Source organism: Variovorax sp. PBL-E5 (genome assembly GCF_901827185.1).
Lineage (GTDB): Bacteria > Pseudomonadota > Gammaproteobacteria > Burkholderiales > Burkholderiaceae_C > Variovorax.
The window spans coordinates 2,702,647-2,718,672 of sequence record NZ_LR594671.1; the positions used below are offsets into that span (position 1 = coordinate 2,702,647).

The 16,026-nt window shown below is 67.4% G+C and carries 14 protein-coding genes; 11 read left to right on the forward strand and 3 right to left on the reverse strand.

Annotated features, from left to right (window positions below):
• The first annotated feature begins 3 nt into the window (after positions 1 to 3).
• The 11 genes from WDLP6_RS13185 (at position 4) to WDLP6_RS13235 (ending at position 14,201) form a co-directional block, all read left to right on the forward strand.
• Positions 4 to 1,032, forward strand: a complete 1,029-nt coding sequence (locus WDLP6_RS13185) for a microcin C ABC transporter permease YejB (protein WP_162592692.1) — start codon at positions 4 to 6, stop codon at positions 1,030 to 1,032.
• A gap of 19 nt (positions 1,033 to 1,051) precedes the next feature.
• The gene (locus tag WDLP6_RS13190; RefSeq protein ID WP_162592693.1) at positions 1,052 to 2,077 is read left to right on the forward strand and encodes an ABC transporter permease; all 1,026 of its coding nucleotides are present in this window, start codon (positions 1,052 to 1,054) and stop codon (positions 2,075 to 2,077) included.
• Positions 2,074 to 3,690, forward strand: a complete 1,617-nt coding sequence (locus WDLP6_RS13195) for an ABC transporter ATP-binding protein (RefSeq protein WP_162592694.1) — start codon at positions 2,074 to 2,076, stop codon at positions 3,688 to 3,690. The genes WDLP6_RS13190 and WDLP6_RS13195 overlap by 4 nt, the downstream gene beginning before the upstream one ends.
• An 18-nt stretch (positions 3,691 to 3,708) precedes the next feature.
• Positions 3,709 to 4,911, forward strand: a complete 1,203-nt coding sequence (locus WDLP6_RS13200; RefSeq protein ID WP_162592695.1) for a YbfB/YjiJ family MFS transporter — start codon at positions 3,709 to 3,711, stop codon at positions 4,909 to 4,911.
• Between the two features lie 206 nt (positions 4,912 to 5,117).
• The gene (gene rimP, locus WDLP6_RS13205) at positions 5,118 to 5,729 is read left to right on the forward strand and encodes a ribosome maturation factor RimP (RefSeq protein ID WP_162595084.1); all 612 of its coding nucleotides are present in this window, start codon (positions 5,118 to 5,120) and stop codon (positions 5,727 to 5,729) included.
• A 17-nt stretch (positions 5,730 to 5,746) separates the two neighbouring features.
• Positions 5,747 to 7,231 carry a transcription termination factor NusA gene (nusA, locus tag WDLP6_RS13210; protein ID WP_162567613.1) on the forward strand — a complete coding sequence of 495 codons (1,485 nt, stop codon included), beginning with the start codon at positions 5,747 to 5,749 and terminating at the stop codon, positions 7,229 to 7,231.
• Positions 7,232 to 7,255: 24 nt separating this feature from the next.
• Positions 7,256 to 10,165 (forward strand): translation initiation factor IF-2, encoded by a 2,910-nt coding sequence (gene infB, locus WDLP6_RS13215; protein ID WP_162592696.1) that lies wholly within the window; start codon positions 7,256 to 7,258, stop codon positions 10,163 to 10,165.
• Between the two features lie 20 nt (positions 10,166 to 10,185).
• Entirely contained in the window at positions 10,186 to 10,557 is a 372-nt protein-coding gene (gene rbfA / locus WDLP6_RS13220; protein WP_068685509.1) for a 30S ribosome-binding factor RbfA, read from the forward strand.
• A gap of 2 nt (positions 10,558 to 10,559) precedes the next feature.
• Positions 10,560 to 11,504, forward strand: coding sequence for a tRNA pseudouridine(55) synthase TruB (gene truB, locus WDLP6_RS13225; RefSeq protein ID WP_162592697.1), 945 nt, complete (start codon positions 10,560 to 10,562; stop codon positions 11,502 to 11,504).
• Entirely contained in the window at positions 11,501 to 13,333 is a 1,833-nt protein-coding gene (typA, locus tag WDLP6_RS13230) for a translational GTPase TypA (RefSeq protein WP_162592698.1), read from the forward strand. The genes truB and typA overlap by 4 nt, the downstream gene beginning before the upstream one ends.
• Positions 13,299 to 14,201, forward strand: coding sequence for a DMT family transporter (locus WDLP6_RS13235; protein ID WP_232077054.1), 903 nt, complete (start codon positions 13,299 to 13,301; stop codon positions 14,199 to 14,201). Before typA ends, WDLP6_RS13235 begins: the two co-directional genes overlap by 35 nt.
• Before the next feature lie 64 nt (positions 14,202 to 14,265).
• Here WDLP6_RS13235 and WDLP6_RS13240 read toward each other — a convergent pair whose 3' ends face one another.
• Genes WDLP6_RS13240 through WDLP6_RS13250 form a run of 3 tightly spaced genes read right to left on the reverse strand, consistent with a single transcriptional unit; the run spans position 14,266 to position 15,958 of the window.
• Positions 14,266 to 14,652, reverse strand: a complete 387-nt coding sequence (locus WDLP6_RS13240) for a COG4315 family predicted lipoprotein (RefSeq protein WP_162567618.1) — start codon at positions 14,650 to 14,652, stop codon at positions 14,266 to 14,268.
• Positions 14,653 to 14,701: 49 nt separating this feature from the next.
• On the reverse strand, positions 14,702 to 15,433 hold the full coding sequence (locus WDLP6_RS13245; RefSeq protein WP_162567619.1) for an anti-sigma factor family protein: 732 nt from the start codon (positions 15,431 to 15,433) through the stop codon (positions 14,702 to 14,704).
• A gap of 15 nt (positions 15,434 to 15,448) precedes the next feature.
• Positions 15,449 to 15,958 carry an RNA polymerase sigma factor gene (locus tag WDLP6_RS13250; RefSeq protein ID WP_162592699.1) on the reverse strand — a complete coding sequence of 170 codons (510 nt, stop codon included), beginning with the start codon at positions 15,956 to 15,958 and terminating at the stop codon, positions 15,449 to 15,451.
• Positions 15,959 to 16,026: the final 68 nt, after the last annotated feature.

Consider the following 16,026-nt stretch of genomic DNA (forward strand, 5'->3'; position numbering starts at 1 on the left):
CCGATGCTGGCCTATATCGTCAAGCGCCTGCTGCTGTTCATCCCGACGCTGCTCGGCGTGCTGCTGGTGACCTTCGTCGTCATCCAGTTCGTGCCGGGCGGTCCGGTGGAGCAGTACCTGGCCGAGGCCAAGAGCAGTGGCCGCGGCGGCTTCGAATCCGGTGGCGCGAACTACCGCGGCAACCAGGGCGTCGATCCGAAGCGGCTGGCCGAGATCAAGGCGCTCTACGGCTTCGACAAGCCGGCGCCCGAGCGGCTGTGGCTGATGCTGCGCCAGTTCGCGCACTTCGACCTGGGCCGCAGCTTCTTCCAGAACAAGGACGTGTGGACGCTGATCCTCGAGAAGCTGCCGGTGTCGATCAGCCTCGGCCTCTGGACCTTCTTCATCAGCTACGGCGTGGCCATTCCGCTCGGCGTGGCCAAGGCGGTGCGCGCCGGCACGCGCTTCGACCTGGTGAGCACGCTGCTGATCCTGATCGGCTACGCGATTCCGGGCTTCGTGCTCGGCGTGGCGCTGCTGGTGATCTTCGGCGGGCAATTGCAGTGGTTTCCGTTGCGCGGACTGACCTCGGCGAACTGGGACGACATGGGCTGGGGTGCGCGCATCGTCGACTACCTCTGGCACATCACGCTGCCGGTGACGGCCATGGTGCTCGGCAGTTTCGCGGTGACGGCCATGCTCACCAAGAACGCCTTCCTCGAGGAGATCCGCAAGCAGTACGTGCTGACCGCGCGGGCCAAGGGACTGGGCGAGCGGCAGGTGCTGTGGAAGCACGTGTTCCGCAACGCGCTGATCCCGATCATCACCGGACTGCCGTCGGCTTTCATCGGCGCCTTCTTCACCGGCGCCCTGCTGATCGAGACGCTGTTCTCGCTCGACGGCATGGGCCTCCTGGGCTACGAGAGCGTGATCCGGCGCGACTATCCGGTGGTGCTCGGCACGCTCTACCTCTTCACGCTGATCGGCCTGGTGACCAAGCTGATCTCGGACCTTTGCTATGTCTGGGTCGATCCGAGGGTGAAGTTTGACTAGCGCGCTGCCTGCTGCCCCGATGCCGCTGAGTCCCGGCCGCCGCGCGTGGCTGCGTTTCAAGCGCAACCGGCTGGGTTACTGGAGCCTGGTGCTGTTCGTGCTGATGGTCGTCACGAGCCTGTTTGCCGAAGTGCTGTCGACCGACCGTCCGCTGGTCATGCGCTACGAAGGCAAGCTGTATTTCCCGGTGCTGCACGACTATTCGGAGAAGACCTTCGGCGGCGACTTCGAGACGCCGGCCGACTACCTCGATCCGTTCATTCGCGAGCGCATCACCCGGGGCGGCAACTGGGCGATCTATGCGCCCAATCCCTACGGCCCGACGACGCTGAACTACTTCGCCAAGTCGCCGAGCCCGGCCGCACCCACGCGCGACAACTGGCTGGGCACCGACGACCGCGGCCGCGATCTGCTGGCCCAACTGCTCTACGGCTTTCGGGTCAGCGTGCTGTTCGGGCTGGCGCTCACGGCGATCGGCACGGTGCTCGGCATCGCAGCCGGCGCGGTGCAGGGCTATTTCGCCGGCAAGACCGACCTCGCATTCCAGCGCTTCATCGAGATCTGGGGCTCGATGCCGGAGCTGTACCTGTTGATCATCTTCAGCGCGATCTTCGCGCCCAGCGTCGCATTGCTGCTGGTCCTGCTGAGCCTGTTCGGCTGGATGGGCCTCGCGGACTACGTGCGCGCGGAGTTCCTGCGCAACCGACAGATGGACTACGTGCGCGCGGCACGGGCGCTCGGCGTCGGCAACCTGCAGATCATGTGGCGCCACATCCTGCCCAACAGCATGGTGCCGGTCGTGACCTTCCTGCCGTTTCGCATGAGCGCGGCGATCCTTGCATTGACCTCGCTCGATTTTCTCGGCCTCGGCGTGCCGCCGGGCACGCCCTCGCTCGGCGAGCTGCTGAGCCAGGGCAAGGTCAACATCGATGCCTGGTGGATCTCGCTGTCGACCTTCGGCGTGCTGGTGATCACGCTGATGCTGCTGACCTTCATGGGTGATGCGCTGCGTGACGCGCTCGATCCGCGGAAGGCCGAGCTGTGAGCGGCGTGCTGCTGACCGTCGAGGGACTGCGCGTCGCATTCGGCGGCAAGGAAGTGGTGCACGGCATCGATTTCGCGATTCGCGAGGGCGAGAAACTGGCGCTGGTCGGCGAGTCGGGCTCGGGCAAGACCGTGACCGCGCTGAGCCTGCTGCGACTGGTGCAGAACGCCGAGCTCTCGGGGCGCGCGACCTTCGCCGGCGCGCAGGGTACGGGTGCACGCGACCTGCTCGCAATGCCCGAGCGCGCGCTGCGCGGCATCCGCGGCAAGGAGATTGCGATGATCTTCCAGGAACCGATGACGGCGCTCAACGCGCTCTACACGGTCGGCGACCAGATCGCCGAGGTGCTCGAACTGCACCAGGGCCTGCCGGTGCGCGCGGCACACGAAGCCGCCGTGCAACTGCTGGCCGACACCGGCATTCCGGAGTCGGCGCGGCGGGCGAGGGCGTTTCCGCATCAGCTGTCGGGCGGCCAGCGCCAGCGCGCGATGATCGCGATGGCGCTCGCCTGCAGGCCGCGGCTGCTTTTGGCCGACGAACCGACGACGGCGCTCGATGTGACGGTGCGGGCGCAGATCCTCGATCTGCTCGCCGACCTGCAGCGCAGGTACGGCATGGCCGTGCTGCTGATCACGCACGACCTCAACCTCGTGCGCCGCTTCGCCGACCGCGTGGCCGTGATGGAGAACGGCGACATCGTGGAACACGGCGAGGTCGCGCGCGTGTTCGAGGCGCCGCGGCATGCCTACACGCGCAAGCTGATCGACAGCCGCCCGGCGCGCGACGTGGCGCCGGCCGCGGTCGAGCCGAGTGCGGCGCCGGTGCTCGAGGCCAAGGGCCTGCGCGTGAGCTATCCGATGGCGCGGCCGGGCATGGCCGGCTGGTTCCGCAAGGACGAGTTCGTGGCGGTGCACGGCGCCGATTTCCGCATCGCGCCGCGCGAGACCCTGGGCGTGGTCGGCGAGTCGGGCTCGGGCAAATCGACCCTCGCGCTCGCGGCGCTCGGCCTGTTGCCGCACCGGGGCCTGCTGGATGTCGCCGGCCGTCAATGGGGTGGCGCGCGCGGTGGCGACCGCGCGCTGCGCCGCGTGATGCAGGTCGTGTTCCAGGATCCGTTTTCCTCGCTCTCGCCGCGCATGACGGTCGAGCAGATCGTGGGCGAAGGCCTCACGGTGCACGCACCCGAACTCGACACGGCCGCGCGCCGAATGCGCGCCCTCGCGGCGCTGGCCGATGTCGGGCTCACCGAGGCGCAATTCCCGTCGCTGCTCCAGCGCTATCCGCACGAGTTCTCGGGCGGCCAGCGCCAGCGGCTGGCGATCGCACGGGCATTGATCGTCGATCCGCAACTGCTTGTGCTCGACGAGCCCACCAGCGCGCTCGACGTCACCATCCAGAAGCAGGTGCTCGGCCTGCTGCAGCGCCTGCAGCGCGAGCGCGGCCTGAGCTATCTGTTGATCACCCATGATGTCGAGGTGATCCGCGCGATGGCGCACCAGGTCATCGTGATGAAGGACGGCGCCATCCTCGAGTCGGGCCCCGTCGAGCGCGTGCTCGACGCACCCGAGCACCCCTACACGCAAAAGCTGGTGGCCGCAGCGCTGGCCGATTAGAAAAACGCGGAGAGACGAATGTCGCAGATCGGATACGACCCGCGTGGCGCCTGGCGCGCCGCGCTGGCCTGCATGGTGGCCCTGGCCGTCGCCATGGGCCTGGGGCGCTTTGCCTTCACGCCGATGCTGCCGATCATGCTGCACGAGGGCAAGCTGGACCTGCAGGGCGGCGGCGTGCTGGCATCGCTCAACTACCTCGGCTACTTCGTTGGTGCGCTCGTCTGCGCGGCGATCCGCATGAAGGCGGCCAGCATGGTGCGCGGCGGCCTGATCGCCACGGCCGCGCTGCTGATCGGCATGGGGCTGGTGCAGGACTTCACCCTGTGGGGCATCCTGCGCACGGCCGCCGGGGTGGTGAGCGCCTGGACCTTCGTCTTCGCTTCCGGATGGGGTCTGCGGCGGCTGGCGGAAACCGGAGCGCCCGCCTTGGGCGGCGTGATCTACGCGGGTCCGGGCATCGGCATCGTGGCGACCGGCCTGCTGGGTGGCGCCGTCGGACGCTGGGGATCGGAGGCGGGCTGGATCGGGTTCGGATTGCTGTCGCTGCTGCTGATCGCCGTGATCTGGCGGATCTTCGGCGACCGTGAACCGGCCAGTGCCGCGAACATCGGGCAAAGCGCGCCGCCGACGGCAGCCGAAGCGGCCGCGGCGCGCAGCGATGCGGGCTGGCTCGTCGCGCTCTACGGATTGGCGGGTTTCGGCTACATCATCACCGCCACCTTCCTGCCCGTGATCGCGCGGCAGGCGCTGCCGGGCTCGCCCTGGCCCGACCTGTTCTGGCCCCTGCTCGGGATCGCGGTCGTGGTGGGCGCGCTGATCGGTGCCCGTGCGCCCATCGAGTGGGACAACCGCTTGCTGCTGGCCTGCGCCTACATGCTGCAGGCCTCCGGCATCGTGCTGTCGGTCGTGTGGCCGACGATCGCCGGCTTCGCGCTGGGCAGCCTGCTGGTCGGCCTCCCATTCACCGCCATCACCCTGTTCGCCATGCGGGATGCGCGGCGCCTGAGGGGAAATGCGTCGGCCGGGCTGATCGGCTATGCGACCGCGTCCTATGGGGTCGGGCAGATTCTCGGACCGCTGTTCGCCGCGCCACTGGCCCAGCGCACCGGCTCGTTCACCGTGCCTTTGCTGGTCGCGGCGGCGACCCTGGGGCTCGGGGCGGCACTGTTCGTGCACGTCTGGAGCCGTTCCAGGCTTGCGCAAGGCCGATTGCCCACGTAGAAACCCCTGCCGGGTAACGCGTTTGGCATATAATTCGAGGCTCACGACCAAACGGGCGGGTACCAACCGCCCGTTTTTTATTGGTCGAAGCATTCTTGGGCATTCTTGATTTCGCAGGCGAATTCAGGCGGGTGGATTCGGGCGGGGCGGAATGCAGCGAGCAGTTCAGGCGGCGGCTGGGCAACATCAAGGGCGCATACAGACACGTGGCATTGCAGCAGACAGTGGAACAAACCGTGGCCGGACTCGGCTACGACCTGATCGAGGTCGAACGCTCGGCCGGGGGACTGCTGCGCGTGACGATTGATTTGCCATGGAATGCCCCCAATTCGGAAGCTGCGGCCGCCGGCGCGCCGGAGCCCTTCGTCACCGTCGAAGACTGCGAGAAGGTGACCCGGCAACTGCAGTTCGCGCTCGAGGTGGACGGCGCCGATTACAAGCGGCTCGAAGTGTCGTCGCCGGGTATTGACCGGCCGTTGCGCAGTGAGCAGGATTTCGAACGTTTTGCGGGCGAGGTGATCGACATCACGCTCAAGGCGCCGATGGGTGCGGCGGCCGGCGGCCAGGTGTCCGCCAGCCGCAAGAAGTTTCGCGGCACGCTGGAGCGGGTCGCCGGGGCCGACGGCTCGCAGGGCTGGCAGATCGTCTGGACCGACGAACCGCAGCCGAAGCCGGGTCAGAAGATCAGCAAGAAGCGCGCACCTGCAACCCTGCAGGCGCTGGGTTTTGCGCTGGACGAGCTGCGCGAAGCGCGGCTGGCCCCGATAGTGGATTTCAAGGGGCGCAGGCCCAAACCTGGCACGGTGGTGTCGGACTGAACGAGGAGCGTAGTGGCATGAATCGCGAAATGTTGATGTTGGTGGATGCGATCTCGCGCGAGAAGAACGTCGAACGCGACGTCGTCTTCGGCGCGGTCGAGTCCGCCCTGGCGCAAGCCACCAAGAAGCTCTATCAGGGCGACGTGGACATCCGCGTCGCGGTCGATCGCGACAGCGGCGACTACGAGACCTTCCGCCGCTGGCACGTGGTGCCCGACGAAGCCGGCCTGCAGTTGCCCGACCAGGAAATCCTCCTGTTCGAAGCCAAGGAAGAAATGCCCGATATCGAGCTCGACGAGTACATCGAGGAATCGGTGGAGTCGGTGCCGATCGGCCGCATCGGCGCGATGGCGGCCAAGCAGGTGATCCTGCAGAAGATCCGCGACGCCGAGCGCGAGATGTTGCTCAACGACTTCATGTCGCGCGGCGAGAAGATCTTCACCGGCACCGTCAAGCGCCTGGACAAGGGCGACATCATCGTCGAGGCCGGCCGCGTCGAAGGGCGCCTGCGCCGCAGCGAGATGATCGCCAAGGAAAACCTGCGCAACGGCGACCGCGTGCGGGCCATGATCATGGAGGTCGACCTCACGCTGCGCGGCGCGCCGATCATCCTGTCGCGCTCCGCGCCCGAGTTCATGATCGAGCTGTTCCGCCAGGAAGTGCCCGAGATCGAGCAGGGCCTGCTCGAGATCAAGAGCTGCGCCCGCGATCCCGGTTCGCGCGCCAAGATCGCCGTGCTCTCGCACGACAAGCGCGTCGACCCCATCGGCACCTGCGTCGGCGTGCGCGGCACCCGCGTCAACGCCGTCACCAACGAGCTCGCCGGCGAGCGCGTCGACATCGTGCTGTGGAGCGAGGATCCGGCCCAGTTCGTGATCGGCGCGCTGGCGCCGGCCAACGTGTCGTCGATCGTGGTCGACGAGGAAAAGCATGCGATGGACGTGGTGGTCGACGAGGAAAACCTCGCGATCGCCATCGGCCGCGGCGGCCAGAACGTGCGGCTCGCTTCCGACCTGACCGGCTGGAAGATCAACATCATGGACGCCAACGAATCGGCCCAGAAGCAGGCGACCGAGACCGATGCCAGCCGCAAGCTGTTCATGGAGAGGCTCGATGTCGACGAGGAGATCGCCGACATCCTGATCTCCGAAGGCTTCACCAGCCTGGAAGAAGTGGCCTACGTGCCGATTTCCGAACTGCTCGAGATCGAGAGCTTCGACGAAGACACGATCAACGAGCTGCGCTCGCGCGCCAAGGATGCGCTGCTGACCATGGAGATTGCCAAGGAAGAGAATGCCGAAGGCGTCTCGCAGAACCTGCGCGACCTCGAAGGGCTCGACCCGGCGCTGATTCCCAAATTGGCCGAGGCGGGTGTCCACACCCGTGACGACCTGGCCGACCTTGCGGTCGATGAACTCACCGAGATCACCGGCCACAGCGCCGATGACGCCAAGAACCTCATCTTGAAAGCCCGCGAACACTGGTTCGCCGGCCAAGAGTGATGGTCATGGAGGCACGAAACCAATATGTCCAGTACCACTGTCGCCGAGTTCGCGAACGAGCTCAAGAAGACTCCCGAAATCCTGCTTGACCAGCTCAAGAGCGCAGGCGTGGCCAAGGCCGCGCCGTCCGATGCGCTCACCGAGGCCGACAAGCAGCGCCTGCTTGGCTTCCTCAAGGCCAGCCACGGCACGATCGAGCCCGAGCGCAAGAAGATCACGCTGACCAAGAAGTCGACCAGCGAGATCAAGCAAGCCGATGCCACCGGCCGCGCGCGCACGATCCAGGTCGAGGTGCGCAAGAAGCGCACCTTCATCCAGCGCGACGAAGGCCATCCCGCCACGCCCGAGCTGGCACCGCAGGCCGAGGCGCCTGCGGCCGCGCCGGCCGCGCCCCGCATCGACGAAGCCGAGCTCGCACGCCGCGAGGAAGAAGCGCGACGCCAGGCCGAGCTGATCCGCCGCCAGGAAGAAGAGCTGGTGGAAAAGCGCCGCGTGCGCGAAGAAACCGAAGCCCGCGAACGCGAGCAGGCCGAGCGCGCCGAGAAGGCCGAACAGGAAGCCAGGGCGGCCCGCAAGAAGGCGGCCGAGGCGCCTGCCGTCGTGACCGAAGGCGCGCCGGAGCCCGTCGCCGAAGCGCCGGCCGTGGCCGATCGCAAGGCGGCCGCCGAAGCTGCCGCCACGCAGGCCAAGGACGATGCCAAGGCGGATGCCAAGGCCAAGGCTGCTGCCGAATCGAAGGCTCGTGCCGACGAGGAAGCCGCGCGCGCCAAGGATCTCGACGAGCGCCGCCGCAAGGCACTCGCCGAGGCGGAAGCCATCCGCGCCATGATGAATGCGCCTGCGCGCGTTCTGGTGCCCCACAAGGCGCCGGAAAAGCCGGCACCCGAAGCCAAGGCGGCCGTCAAGGGCACGCTGCACAAGCCGGCCGCGCCCGCGGCCCGCACCGCGGCGCCCGCCGCGCCCGGCAGTACGGCGCCCGGCGCCGGCAAGGAAGTCAAGTCGGCCAAGCTCTCGTCGAGCTGGGCCGGCGACACCGCCAAGAAAAAGGAAATCAAGACCCGTGGCGACGCCAGCGGTGGCGTCGGCCGGGGCAACTGGCGCGGCGGTCCGCGCGGGCGTCGCGGCAACGACCGCGGTGGCCAGGAAGAGCGCGTGCAGGCCGCACCGGTCGAGGCGCGCGTGCTCGAAGTGCACGTGCCCGAAACCATCACGGTCTCCGAGCTCGCGCACAAGATGGCCGTCAAGGCGTCCGAAGTCATCAAGCAACTGATGAAGCTCGGCCAGATGGCGACCATCAACCAGTCGCTGGACCAGGACACCGCGATGATCATCGTGGAGGACATGGGCCATACCGCGGTGGTCGCCGCGCTGGACGATCCGGAAGCCTTCACCGACGAGGACGTGTCGGCGCAGGAAGCCGAGGCGCTGCCGCGCGCACCGGTGGTCACCGTCATGGGTCACGTCGACCACGGCAAGACTTCGCTGCTCGACTACATCCGCCGCGCCAAGGTCGCAGCGGGCGAGGCCGGCGGCATCACGCAGCACATCGGCGCTTACCACGTCGAGACGGCGCGCGGCATGGTGTCCTTCCTCGATACCCCGGGCCACGAGGCGTTCACCGCCATGCGTGCCCGCGGTGCCCAGGCCACCGACATCGTGATCCTGGTGGTCGCGGCGGACGACGGCGTCATGCCGCAGACCAAGGAAGCCATCAAGCACGCGAAGGCGGCCGGCGTGCCGATCGTGGTCGCGATCAACAAGATCGACAAGCCCGATGCCAACCTCGACCGTGTGAAGCAGGAGCTGGTGGCCGAGGAAGTCGTGCCCGAGGAATACGGCGGCGACGTGCCTTTCGTGCCGGTCTCCGCAAAGACCGGGGAGGGCGTGGACAACCTGCTCGAACAGGTGCTGCTGCAAGCCGAAGTGCTGGAGCTCAAGGCGCCGGTGGATGCCGCTGCCAAGGGCCTGGTCATCGAGGCGCAGCTCGACAAGGGCCGCGGCCCGGTTGCCACCGTGCTGGTGCAATCCGGCACGCTCAAGACCGGCGACGTGGTGCTGGCCGGCTCGACCTATGGCCGCGTGCGCGCCATGCTGGACGAGGACGGCAAGAGCATCAAGACCGCGGGTCCGTCGATTCCGGTCGAGATCCAGGGCCTGACCGAGGTGCCGCAGGCCGGCGACGAGTTCATGGTGATGGGCGACGAGCGCCGCGCGCGCGAGATCGCGACCTACCGCGCCGGCAAGTTCCGCAACACCAAGCTGGCGAAGGCCCAGGCCGCGAACCTGCAGAACATGTTCACCGACCTGTCGGCGGGCGAGGTGCAGACGCTGCGCATCATCATCAAGGCCGATGTCCAGGGCTCGCAGGAAGCGCTGGCCCAGTCGCTGCTCAAGCTGGCGACGGAGGAGGTCAAGGTGCAGATGGTGTACGCCGGCGTGGGCGGCATCAGCGAAAGCGACATCAACCTCGCCATCGCTTCGAAGGCGATCGTGATCGGCTTCAACGTGCGGGCTGATGCCGGTGCGCGCAAGCTGGCCGAAGGCAACGGCGTGCAGCTGCACTACTACAGCATCATCTACGACGCGGTCGACGAGATCAAGGTCGCGATGTCCGGCATGCTGGCACCCGAGCGGCGCGAAGAGGTCATCGGTTCGGCCGAGATCCGCACCGTGTTCGTGGCCTCCAAGATCGGCACGGTCGCGGGTTGCATGGTCACCGCGGGTTCGGTCAACCGCAGCGCGCATTTCCGCCTGCTGCGCGACAACGTGGTGATCTACACCGGCGAGATCGATTCGATCAAGCGCCTCAAGGATGATGTGCGCGAAGTGCGCGAAGGCTTCGAGTGCGGTATCAAGCTCAAGAACTACAACGACATCAAGGAAGGTGATCAGCTGGAGTTCTTCGAGATCAAGGAAATCGCCAGAACGCTCTGAGCGTCTGCTGAGTCTTTGACATGCCCAAACGCAAAGCCGCCACCCCCAACCGCGCCTTCAAGGTCGCCGATCAGATCCAGCGCGATCTGACGGAGCTGATCGCGCGCGAGTTGAAGGATCCGCGGGTGGGCATGGTCACGATCCAGGCGGTGGAGGTGACGCCGGACTACGCGCATGCGAAGGTCTTCTTCAGCCTGCTGGTGGGCGATCCGGTGGAAACCACCGAGGCGCTCAACCAGGCTGCGGGCTTCCTGCGCAACGGCCTGTTCAAGCGCCTGCACATCCACACGGTGCCGACGCTGCATTTCCAGTTCGACCGCACGACCGAGCGCGCCGCCGACATGAATGCGCTCATTGCGCAGGCCGTCGCTTCCCGTTCCAAAGACGACTGAAGATGAACGCGCCACGCACACGGGTGCAGCGGCGCCCTGTGCACGGGGTGTTGTTGCTCGACAAGCCGCTGGGTCTTTCCAGCAACCAGGCCTTGCAGAAGGCCAAGTGGCTGCTGCGCGCCGAGAAGGCGGGCCATACCGGCACGCTCGATCCGCTCGCGAGCGGCGTGCTGCCGCTGTGCTTCGGCGCGGCCACCAAGTTCAGCCAGCTGCATCTCGATGCCGACAAGACCTACGAAGCCGCGGCGCGGCTCGGCGTGAAGACCTCGACCGGCGATGCCGAAGGCGAGGTGATCGACGAGCGGCCGGTCGCATTCACGCCGAGTGATCTCGCGCAAGTCGCGACGAAATTCACCGGGCCGATCCGCCAGGTGCCACCGATGCACAGCGCGCTCAAGAAGGACGGCAAGGCGCTCTACGAATACGCCCGCGAAGGCGTCGAGATCGAGCGCGCGGCGCGCGATGTGGTGATCCACAGGCTCGCGCTCTCGGCCTTGTCGGCGTGCGACATCCGCATCGATGCGACGGTGAGCAAGGGCACCTACATCCGCACCCTCGGCGAGGACATCGGCGAAGCGCTCGGCTGCGGCGCCCATCTCACCGCATTGCGGCGCACCGCCACGGGCGTGTTCGACATCGCGCAATGCGTGACACTGGAAGCGCTCGAAGCCATGGACGAAGCGCAGCGCCTCGCGCAGCTGCTGCCGATCGAGAGCCTCGTCGCCGGCCACACGAACGTCACGCTCGACACCGAAGATGCGGCACGCTTTCTTTCGGGCCTGCGCCGCCGCGGCGGCTGGCCCGATGCCGCGCAGGTCGCCGTGTTCGGCCGCGAGCCGCACGCCTTTCTCGGCACGGGACACGTCACGGCCGGCGAACTGATTCCGGGGCGCTTGCTGAACCCCATCGAAATCCAGCAGACACTTTTGACCGAAGCGACACCATGAGCAACACACAGATCCGCAACATCGCCATCATTGCCCACGTGGACCACGGCAAGACCACGATGGTCGACCAACTGCTGCGGCAGTCCGGCACCTTCGCCGAACACGAGAAAGTGGTCGACACCGTGATGGACAACAACGCGATCGAGAAAGAGCGCGGCATCACGATCCTGGCCAAGAACTGCGCCGTGACCTGGCAAGGCACGCACATCAACATCGTCGACACCCCCGGCCACGCCGACTTCGGCGGCGAAGTGGAACGTGCGCTCAGCATGGTGGACGGCGTGGTGCTGCTGATCGATGCGCAGGAAGGCCCGATGCCGCAGACCCGCTTCGTGACCAAGAAGGCGCTGGCACTGGGCCTGAAGCCCATCCTGGTGGTGAACAAGGTCGACAAGCCCGGCGCGCGGCCGGACTACGTGGTCAATGCCGCGTTCGACCTGTTCGACAAGCTCGGCGCCACCGACGAACAGCTGGACTTCCCGGTCGTCTATGCCTCGGGCATCAACGGCTGGTCGTCGCTCGAAGAAGGCGAGCACGGCGAGCAGTGGGGGCCCGACATGTCGGCCCTGTTCGATACGATTCTCAAGCACGTCCCGGCCCATGCGGGCGATGCCGACGCGCCGTTGCAGCTGCAGATTTCCGCGCTCGATTTCTCGAGCTTCGTGGGCCGCATCGGCGTCGGCCGCATCAACGCCGGCACCATCCGGCCCATGATGGACGTCGTGGTGATGGAAGGGCCGGACGGCAGTGCCGTCAAGGGCCGGGTCAACCAGGTGCTGACCTTCCAGGGCCTGGAGCGCGTGCAGGCCACCGAGGCCGGCCCGGGCGAGATCGTGCTGATCAACGGCATCGCCGACATCGGCATCGGCGTCACCGTCACCGACCCGGCCAATCCGGCGCCGCTACCGATGCTCAAGATCGACGAGCCGACGCTGACCATGAACTTCTGCGTCAACACCAGCCCGCTGGCCGGCCGCGAAGGCAAGTTCGTCACCAGCCGCCAGATCTGGGACCGTCTGCAAAAGGAGCTGCAGCACAACGTGGCCTTGCGCGTCAAGGAAACCAGTGAGGAAGGCATCTTCGAAGTCATGGGCCGCGGCGAACTGCACCTGACCATCCTGCTGGAGAACATGCGCCGCGAGGGCTATGAACTCGCCGTGTCCAAGCCGCGCGTGGTGTTCCGCGAGATCGGCGGCGAGCGGCACGAGCCGATCGAGCTGGTGACCGCCGACATCGAGGACCAGCATCAGGGCGGCGTGATGCAGGCGTTGGGCGAGCGCAAGGGCGAGCTGGTCAACATGGAGCCGGACGGCCGCGGCCGCGTGCGTCTCGAGTACCGCATTCCGGCGCGCGGCCTGATCGGCTTCACCAACGAATTCCTGAACCTGACGCGCGGCTCGGGCCTGATCTCCAACATCTTCGACAGCTACGAGCCGTACAAGGGCGAGATCGGCAGCCGCAAGAACGGCGTGCTGATCTCGATGGACGACGGCGAGATCTTCACCTACGCGCTGGGCAAGCTGGACGATCGCGGCCGCATGTTCGTGCGCGCGAACGACCCGGTGTACGAAGGCATGATCGTCGGCATCCACAGCCGCGACAACGACCTGGTGGTCAACGCCACGCGCACCAAGCAGCTGACCAACTTCCGCGTCTCGGGCAAGGAAGACGCGATCAAGATCACGCCGCCGATCGAGCTCACGCTGGAGTACGGCGTCGAGTTCATCGAGGACGACGAACTGGTCGAGATCACGCCCAAGAGCGTGCGCCTGCGCAAGCGCCACCTGAAGGAACATGAGCGCAAGCGCGCGAACCGCGAGACCGCCTGAGCCTGCGCTGACCCACGGCCGCGCGGCCTGGCTGATGGTCGTCGTGACCCTGATGTGGGCCACGGCCGGCGTCGTCACGCGCCAGCTCGAGCAGGCGAACAGCTTCGAGGTGACCTTCTGGCGCAGCTTCTTCACCTCGCTGTCGCTGATCGTGATCCTGCCGCTGTGGCAGGGCAGGGCCGTGTTCTCGAAGATCCGCCGCGGCGGGCGCGAGCTCTGGATCTCCGGCCTGTGCTGGAGCGTGATGTTCACCGCCTTCATGGTCGCGCTCACGCTGACGCGCGTGGCCGACGTGCTGGTGACCATGGCGGTGAGCCCGCTGCTGACGGCGCTGGCCGCGCGGATCGCCATCGGCCACAAGCTGGCATCGCGCACCTGGTTCGCCATCGTGCTGGCCGGGCTGGGCATCGGCTGGATGTACGGCAGCCAGCTGGGCGAGGGCGTCCTGCTGGGCACGCTGGTCGCTTTGTGCGTGCCGCTGGCCAGCGCCGCCAACTGGACCGTCGCCCAGCATGCGCACGCGAAAGGCCGCGAGATCGACCTGGTGCCCGCGGTGCTCATCGGCGCCATGCTCTCCGCGGCGGTCGCACTGCCGCTGGCATGGCCCTTTCAGGCGAATGCACACGATCTGGGACTGCTGGCCTTCCTCGGCCTGTTCCAGCTCGCGATCCCGTGCGTGCTCGCCATGGTGTGCGCGCGCGTGCTGAAGGCGCCGGAGGTGGCCCTGCTGGCGCTGCTCGAAGTCATCTTCGGCATTGCGCTGGCCTGGGTCGGTGCGGGCGAAGCGCCGACCGCCAGCGTGCTGGCCGGCGGCACGCTCGTCATCGGGGCACTGGTGCTCAACGCGCTGCTCGGTCTGCGCCCATGAAAAAGGCCGGCGCGAGGCCGGCCTTGTCGTGTCGAGGCCCGTCGCATGACGAGCCTTCGCGGGTTCAGGGCCGCGCGAGCTTCCAGATCTTGTTGAAGCCGTCGCCCGTCTTGTCGCCGGCCTTGGCGTCCTTCGAGTAGTAGTAGAGCGGCCAGCCCTTGTAGGCCCACTGCTTCTTGCCGTCGTCGCGCATGAGGATGGTGTAGCCGCCCATCGGCTTGGCGGTGTCGGTGGCCGTGAGCGGTGGCCAGGCCATGGCGCAGGGCCCGTTGCAGGCCGACTTGCCGCTGCCCGCCGCATCGCGGTCGAAGGTGTAGAGCGTCATGCCCGAGGGCCCGATCAGCACGCCGTCGGCGGTGCGGGTCGGGGTGTCCGGAGCCGAAGACATGGACATGCTTCCGCAACCGGCGAGCAGGGCAGCAGCGAGGATCGAGGCACTGATCAGTTTCATGGTGAAGTTTCTCCTTCGGGTTAAAAAACAGGAACGCGGACGCGGCAGTCTATCCTTCGGCCTTCTCGAGCTGGCGGTACACCGCGGTCGCGAGGCTCATCAATTGATCTCGCGGCAGGGCGCCCGCGAGCGCATAGCCAAAGCCGTGGTCGACCCAGTAGAAGCTCGGCACCGGACCGTCGGACGAGAAGCGGAACGCGGTCTCGCCGGCGCGTGCCGGATCGGCCGCGGCGCCCAGGCTGCCGATGTAGAGCGTGACCCGATCGCCGCCGGCCCGCTCGAACATGAACTGTGCCCGTGCGCCTTCGCTGCCCGGCAGCAGACGACCGCCGACCAGCGCGTAGCCCTGCGCCGACAGATCGGGCACCTTGAGCGCCTTGTCGAGCCGTTTCGACAGCCATTGGGCCAGATGCTGCTGTTCGGCCGCGGCCACCTCGACCGGATGCCGCTTCTCGGGCGCATAGACCACGTGCGCGACCTCCGCCGCATGCACGAATTCGCGCGTGGCCGGCGCGCGCGCCAGCAGCGTGCCGCTTGCCGTCGACCATTGGCCATTGGCCAGCCAGCCGGCGCCGAAGGCGATCGCCACGCTGGCCGCCATGCCGCCCCAGCGCATCCAGCGCGCCTGCCGGGCGTGATGTTCGGCCGCCAGGCCCGCGGCAGCCAGCAGGGCCGGTGGAATCGCTTCGTCGAGGACTTCGCTGTGCAGCTGGCGCAAGGCGTCGCGCTGGGCCCGCCAGGCGGGCAGGTCGGTGTCGATGGGCGGCGTGGGATGGTTCATGGCGGCTCGGGTCGGTTACTTGAGGCGGCGCAGGCCGGACTTGCTGGCCATCGACGGCGGCGCGCCTTCCATCAGATCCTGCAGGCGAACGCGCGCGCGGGAAAGGCGCGACATCACGGTGCCCACCGGAATCGCCAGCACCTTCGCGACCTGCGCGTACGAGAGGTCTTCGAGCGCCACCAGCAGCAGCACCGCGCGCTGGTCCTCGGGCAGGAGCAGCAGGCAGCGCTGCAGATCGATGGCCTGATCGTGATGCCCTTCGACGCTGCGCAGCTCATGCGCGACCTCGTCGACATCGACCGTGCTGCGCGGCCGTGCGCGCCGGAGCTGGCTGGCGAACAGGTTGTGCATGAGAGTGAAGAGCCAGGCCCGCAGGTCGGTGCCCACGATCCACAGGCGCCACTTGCTGCAGGCGCGTTCCAGCGTGTCCTGCACCAGGTCGTCGGCCGTCCAGGCGTCGCCCGTCAGCGCGCGGGCATAGCGCCGCAGCGAGGGGATGTGGTCGACGAGCGAGCGGGCGTCCATGCCGGATGTGCGCTCAGCGCTGGGGCGCCCTGCAGATCGGCACCGCGGCCTCGGGATCGCAGATGGCC

Coding starts and splice junctions, on each gene's coding strand:
- WDLP6_RS13190 (WP_162592693.1), top strand. CDS start 1,052: ATGCCGCTGAGTCCCGGCCGCCGCGCGTGGCTGCGTTTCAAGCGCAAC.
- typA (WP_162592698.1), top strand. CDS start 11,501: ATGAGCAACACACAGATCCGCAACATCGCCATCATTGCCCACGTGGAC.
- nusA (WP_162567613.1), top strand. CDS start 5,747: ATGAATCGCGAAATGTTGATGTTGGTGGATGCGATCTCGCGCGAGAAG.
- infB (WP_162592696.1), top strand. CDS start 7,256: ATGTCCAGTACCACTGTCGCCGAGTTCGCGAACGAGCTCAAGAAGACT.
- WDLP6_RS13245 (WP_162567619.1), bottom strand. CDS start 15,433: ATGAACCATCCCACGCCGCCCATCGACACCGACCTGCCCGCCTGGCGG.
- WDLP6_RS13250 (WP_162592699.1), bottom strand. CDS start 15,958: ATGGACGCCCGCTCGCTCGTCGACCACATCCCCTCGCTGCGGCGCTAT.
- rbfA (WP_068685509.1), top strand. CDS start 10,186: ATGCCCAAACGCAAAGCCGCCACCCCCAACCGCGCCTTCAAGGTCGCC.
- truB (WP_162592697.1), top strand. CDS start 10,560: ATGAACGCGCCACGCACACGGGTGCAGCGGCGCCCTGTGCACGGGGTG.
- WDLP6_RS13185 (WP_162592692.1), top strand. CDS start 4: ATGCTGGCCTATATCGTCAAGCGCCTGCTGCTGTTCATCCCGACGCTG.
- WDLP6_RS13240 (WP_162567618.1), bottom strand. CDS start 14,652: ATGAAACTGATCAGTGCCTCGATCCTCGCTGCTGCCCTGCTCGCCGGT.
- WDLP6_RS13235 (WP_232077054.1), top strand. CDS start 13,299: ATGAGCGCAAGCGCGCGAACCGCGAGACCGCCTGAGCCTGCGCTGACC.
- WDLP6_RS13200 (WP_162592695.1), top strand. CDS start 3,709: ATGTCGCAGATCGGATACGACCCGCGTGGCGCCTGGCGCGCCGCGCTG.